This window comes from Aeromicrobium sp. (genome assembly GCF_014378035.1).
In the GTDB taxonomy this organism is placed as follows: domain Bacteria; phylum Actinomycetota; class Actinomycetes; order Propionibacteriales; family Nocardioidaceae; genus Aeromicrobium.
Genome location: NZ_JACMOM010000015.1, coordinates 1 through 5,137 on the forward strand (window position 1 = coordinate 1; position 5,137 = coordinate 5,137).

A 5,137-nucleotide genomic window follows, 5' to 3' on the forward strand; every position below is an offset into this window, starting at 1 on the left:
CCGAAGAGCTGGCAGGCTCGCACGCCGGCCTTCTCAAGCTGCAGGTCACCGGCCCGCTGACCCTGGCGGCGACGGTCGAACGTCCCCGCGGTGACAAGATGCTCGCCGACCACGGGGCGCGCCGCGAGATCAGTGAGTCGCTCGCCGAGGGTCTACGAACGCACATCAGCGACGCCCGTAGGCGTTTCCCGCACGCCGACCTCGTGGGGCAGGTCGACGAGCCCTCGATCGTCGCAGTGATGACCGGCGGCATCCCGTCGGCCAGCGGGTTCTCGCGACACCGCAGCGTCCACCCGCCGGAAGCCGATGAGCTGTTGAGCACGGTCGTCACCGCGATCACCGGCGCTGGGGCCAGGGCCGCGGTTCACTCATGTGCCCCGGACGTGCCCGTCGAGCTGCTCATCGGAGCCGGATTCACGTCGATCTCGTTCGACCTCTCCCTCGTGCGCCCGGACGACGTGTGGGCCGAGGCGTTCGAGAGAGGCGTCGACCTCTGGTTCGGTGTCGTACCGTCCACCGACACCCCGGGCGTCACCGACGCCGCCCTTGCCGGACGCATCGAGATGTTCTTCAGCCACTTCGGCTTCGACGAGGACGTCTACGCAGACCGCTTGGTCGTGACGCCGACGTGCGGCCTCGCTGGCGCGTCTCCGACCTGGGCCAGGCAGGCGCTCTCCATCGCGCAGAGTGTCGCCTCTCGGCGATAAAGTCGGGTCATGGCGAGCGACGACGAGCGGCGGCAGCAGCACAAGGAGCTGTCCGAGACCATCGAGGAGCATCGGCAGCGCTACCACCGTGACGACGCGCCGACGATCTCCGACGGACAGTACGACGCGCTGATCCGAGAGCTGCAGGACCTCGAGGAGCAGCTGCCCGAGCTCCGCACCCCCGACTCCCCGACGCAGCAGGTCGGCGGCATGGTCTCATCGACCTTCCAGCCCTACGAGCACCGCGAACGCCTCATGAGCCTCGACAACGCGTTCTCGGTCGACGAGCTCGAGAGCTGGCACGCGCGCATCGCGCGGGAGGGCGCAGCAGGTGCTGAGTTCCTCTGCGAGCTCAAGGTCGACGGTCTTGCCATCTCCTTGACGTACGAGGATGGCGTGCTCGTCCGTGGTGTCACGCGCGGCGACGGCCGCGTAGGCGAAGACGTCACGGCGAACGTCCGCACCATCGGCGTCATCCCGCACACGTTGAAGCCGTCCAAAGATCACCCTGTCCCGGCGTACATCGAGGTGAGGGGCGAGGTGTTCTTTCCCACCAAGGCGTTCGAGGAGTTCAACACGGCGTGGGCCGAGTCGGGCAAGACCCCGTTCTCCAACCCGCGCAATGCTGCCGCGGGCACGCTGCGCATGAAGGACTCGTCTGTCACCGCGAGCCGTCCGTTGTCGATGGTGTGCCACGGCATCGGCTACCGCGAGGGCTTCGACCCAGAACGCCAGAGCACCGCCTACGAGGCGCTCAAGGCATGGGGTCTGCCCACCAGCGACCGCGCCAAGGTGCTGCCCGACCTCACCGCTGTCGAGGAGTTCATCACCTACTACGGCGAGCACCGTCACGAGGTCATCCACGAGATCGACGGTGTGGTGGTGAAGGTCGACCAGGTCGGGCTCCAGCGCCGGCTCGGGTCCACGTCGCGCGCCCCACGATGGGCGATCGCGTGGAAGTACCCGCCCGAGGAGGTCAACACCAGGCTGCTCGACATCACCGTCAACGTCGGCCGCACGGGCCGGGTCACACCGTTCGGCATCATGGAGCCCATCCGGGTCGCGGGGTCGACGGTCGAGATGGCGACGTTGCACAACCAGCACGAGGTCAAGCGCAAGGGTGTGCTCATCGGCGACATGGTGGTGCTGCGCAAGGCCGGCGACGTCATCCCTGAGATCGTGGGCCCGGTGGTCGCGCTGCGCGACGGCACCGAACGCGAGTTCGTGATGCCCACCGAGTGCCCGTCGTGCGGCACGCTCCTCGCCCCCACCAAGGAGGGCGACGCCGACATCCGGTGCCCCAACACCCGGTCGTGCCCGTCGCAGCTGCGCGAACGACTGACGCACGTGGGTGGCCGCGGCGCCTTCGACATCGAGGTGTTCGGGTGGGAGGGCGCCACGGCACTGCTCGACGCCGGGGTGCTCGTCGACGAGGGCGGCCTGTTCGCGGTGTCGGCCGACGACCTGCTGGGCGTCCCGCTGTTCACCCGTGCAGCCAAGAAGGCTGAGCTGGCCGACGGTGCTGGCCCGCGTGTTCTCAGCGCCAACGGCAAGGCTCTGATCGACAACCTGCAGAAGGCCAAGGACCAGCCGCTCTGGCGCGTGCTGGTCGCACTGTCGATCCGGCACGTCGGCCCCACAGCGGCACGAGCACTGGCCACGCACTTCCTGACGATGCAGGCCATCCGCGAGGCCACCGTCGAACAGCTCTCGGCAGTCGACGGGGTCGGGTCGACCATCGCCGACGCCCTGATCGAGTGGTTCACGGTCGACTGGCACCGCGGCATCGTCGACCAGTGGGCCACCGCAGGCGTGCGCATGCAGGACGAGCGCGACGAGTCCGTCGTCCGCACGCTCGAGGGCCTCACGATCGTCGTCACTGGTTCTCTCGAGCGCTTCACCCGCGACTCCGTCAAGGAGGCGATCATCGCCCACGGGGGCAAGGCTTCAGGGTCGGTGTCGAAGAAGACCGACTATGTCGTGGTGGGCGAGTCGGCAGGCACCAAGGCGGAAAAGGCCGAGCAGCTCGGCGTCACGATGCTCGACGAGCAGGGGTTCGAGGCGCTGCTCGCCGTCGGCCCGCCACCCGCTGACCCGGCCTTCGCGGAACATCTCCATCCCGGAATCGGTGACGAAGAGCCCTGACGATGTCGTCAGTCTGTTCGGGCGCTGACGGTGAACACCGTGATCGCCACCGCGGCGAAAGCGAGGCCCCACAGCACCAGACCTCCGGCGGCAGCGTAGAGGGCGACGGTGAGGAACAGCATGACCTGCACGGTGAGACGGGTCGGGTTGTCGAGTCGGCGCATCGACGTCGGCGCCATCCACTGGGCCCAGATGCCGATCGCGACGAAGCCAAGGAACGCGCCGAGCGCCCATCCCCTCCAACCGTCGGCGATGCCGTGCCCGGCGACGATCAGCAGGATGACCATCGCGGTCTCACACAGGAACGCAAGGGCGTCGATGAGTCCGACGCCTTCCGGCTTCTGGGGTGGCATGACGTCCAGACTAGACGCCGATGCGCGCGATGATGCTCGCCGCGATCTCCTCGGGTCTCTCGTCGGGCAGCCAGTGGCTGGCACCCTCGATGATCGTGAAGTCGTACGGACCGCTGACGAAATTCTTGGTGAGGTCGGCGCCCTTGCGGCCGAGGGCCACATCGCCGTCGCTCCAGATGTAGGTCGTCGGCACGCTGACCTTGCGGCCGAACTGCGTGGGCGCTGACAGCATCATCGAACGGTAGTACCCGAGGCCGCCCGGCAGCGCTCCGTGGTCGACGACGTCGTCGTGGAACGTCTCGATCATCGATCGCGTCATCCCCGCCCGACGCAGGAGCTCATCGCCCCGACCGCCACGGGCCGCCAGGATCAGCCCCGGTACGACCGGGAGCTGGAACAACGCCATGTAGTACGACTTGAGGGCCTGGTTGCTGCTCAGCATGGAGCGCAGGAACGCGCCCGGGTGAGGGACCGACACGGCCGTGAGGGACGACACCCGGTCTGGGTGTGCGCCCGCGACCGACCAAGCCACGGCCGCGCCCCAGTCGTGGCCCACGAGGTGCACCGGTCCGGGGCCGATGGCGGACATGAGTGCCACGACGTCGCTGACGAGACCAGAGATGCGGTAACCGAACCGCGAGCGCGGCCGAGCGCCGGGTGAGTAGCCACGCTGGTCAGGCGCGATCGTCCGCAGCCCGTGGTCGTGGAGATGCTCGGAGACCGCAGACCATGACGACGCGCGCTGCGGGAAGCCGTGCAGGAGCACCACGGGGATTCCGTCGAGGGGCCCGCTGTCGATGACGTCGAAGGTGAGGCGGCCGTTGCGGTAGTGGGAGACTCGCTGCTCGCTCATGGCTGCATCCTCGCAGAGAGCGTCGCGGGCTGAGGAGCCTTCTCCAGGGCGCGGACGGTTGCCGAGGAGACCTGGAGCGACCGACGCCGACGCCGCGATGATGCCGGCCACTAGGATGGATCGGTATCCCCGATTCCCCGCAAAGGATCTCCATGTCTGAGCCCGTCAAGGGTATGTCGCGCGCCGACGTCGTCCATCTCGCCGGCCTTGCACGCATCGATCTCAGTGAGGCTGAGCTCGACCATCTCGCCGCCGAGCTGCCTGCCATCCTCGAGCACGTCGCGGTCGTCCAGCAGGCGGCCGGTGACGACGTCGAGGCGATGAGCCACCCGCTCCCGGTCGACAACGTGTTCCGCGACGACGTCGTCCGCCCGAGCCTCAGCCCTGAGGACGCGCTTGCCATGGCACCGGCCTCCGACCAGCAGAGATTCCTCGTTCCCAAGATCCTGGGGGAGGAGTGAAGACCGACCTGACGCGCGCGACGGCCGACGAGCTCGCGCGCACGCTCGCCGCCAAGGACGTCAGTGCCGTGGAGGTGACCCAGGCGCACCTCGACCGCATCGAGCTCGTCGAGGGTGCGATTCATGCGTTCCTGCACGTCGACGCCGAGGGCGCTCTTGCCACAGCTGCAGACGTCGACGTCCGCCGCTCCAGAGGTGAGCATCTGCACGCCCTTGCTGGTGTGCCGATCGCGGTCAAGGACGTCTTCGCCACCCGCGGACTGCCGACAACCTGCGGCTCCAAGATCCTCGAGGGCTGGATCCCGCCCTACGACGCCACCGTCACCACCCGGATCAGGGCCGCGGGGCTGCCCATTCTCGGCAAGACCAACATGGACGAGTTCGCGATGGGCTCGTCCACCGAGCACTCCGCCTACGGCCCGACCCACAACCCGTGGGACACGACGCGCATCCCGGGAGGCTCCGGTGGTGGTTCGGCCGCAGCCGTCGCCGCCTTCGAGGCACCGTTGGCGGTGGGCACCGACACCGGCGGCTCGATCCGCCAGCCCGGCGCGCTGACCGGCACGGTGGGCGTCAAGCCGACCTACGGAGGTGTGAGTCGTTACGGACTCGTCGCCA

General features: G+C 68.4%; 6 protein-coding genes. 4 read left to right on the forward strand and 2 right to left on the reverse strand.

Features of this window, described 5'->3' with window-relative positions:
* Positions 1 to 707, forward strand: a 707-nt coding sequence (locus H7290_RS00935; RefSeq protein ID WP_290512140.1) for a methionine synthase, incomplete at its 5' end; no start/stop codon positions are given.
* A gap of 9 nt (positions 708 to 716) precedes the next feature.
* Positions 717 to 2,852: an NAD-dependent DNA ligase LigA gene (gene ligA, locus H7290_RS00940; protein ID WP_290512141.1), complete on the forward strand. Its 2,136-nt coding sequence runs from the start codon at positions 717 to 719 to the stop codon at positions 2,850 to 2,852.
* A gap of 8 nt (positions 2,853 to 2,860) precedes the next feature.
* On the opposite strand, the gene H7290_RS00945 is transcribed toward ligA, so the two are convergent.
* Positions 2,861 to 3,205 (reverse strand): YrdB family protein, encoded by a 345-nt coding sequence (locus H7290_RS00945; protein ID WP_290512142.1) that lies wholly within the window; start codon positions 3,203 to 3,205, stop codon positions 2,861 to 2,863.
* Between the two features lie 10 nt (positions 3,206 to 3,215).
* Positions 3,216 to 4,058, reverse strand: a complete 843-nt coding sequence (locus H7290_RS00950) for an alpha/beta fold hydrolase (protein ID WP_290512143.1) — start codon at positions 4,056 to 4,058, stop codon at positions 3,216 to 3,218.
* A 152-nt stretch (positions 4,059 to 4,210) separates the two neighbouring features.
* On the opposite strand from H7290_RS00950, the gene gatC reads away from it, so the two are divergent.
* On the forward strand, positions 4,211 to 4,519 hold the full coding sequence (gatC, locus tag H7290_RS00955) for an Asp-tRNA(Asn)/Glu-tRNA(Gln) amidotransferase subunit GatC (RefSeq protein WP_290512144.1): 309 nt from the start codon (positions 4,211 to 4,213) through the stop codon (positions 4,517 to 4,519).
* On the forward strand, positions 4,516 to 5,137 hold a 622-nt coding region (locus H7290_RS00960), incomplete at its 3' end, for an amidase (RefSeq protein WP_290512145.1). The genes gatC and H7290_RS00960, both read left to right, overlap by 4 nt.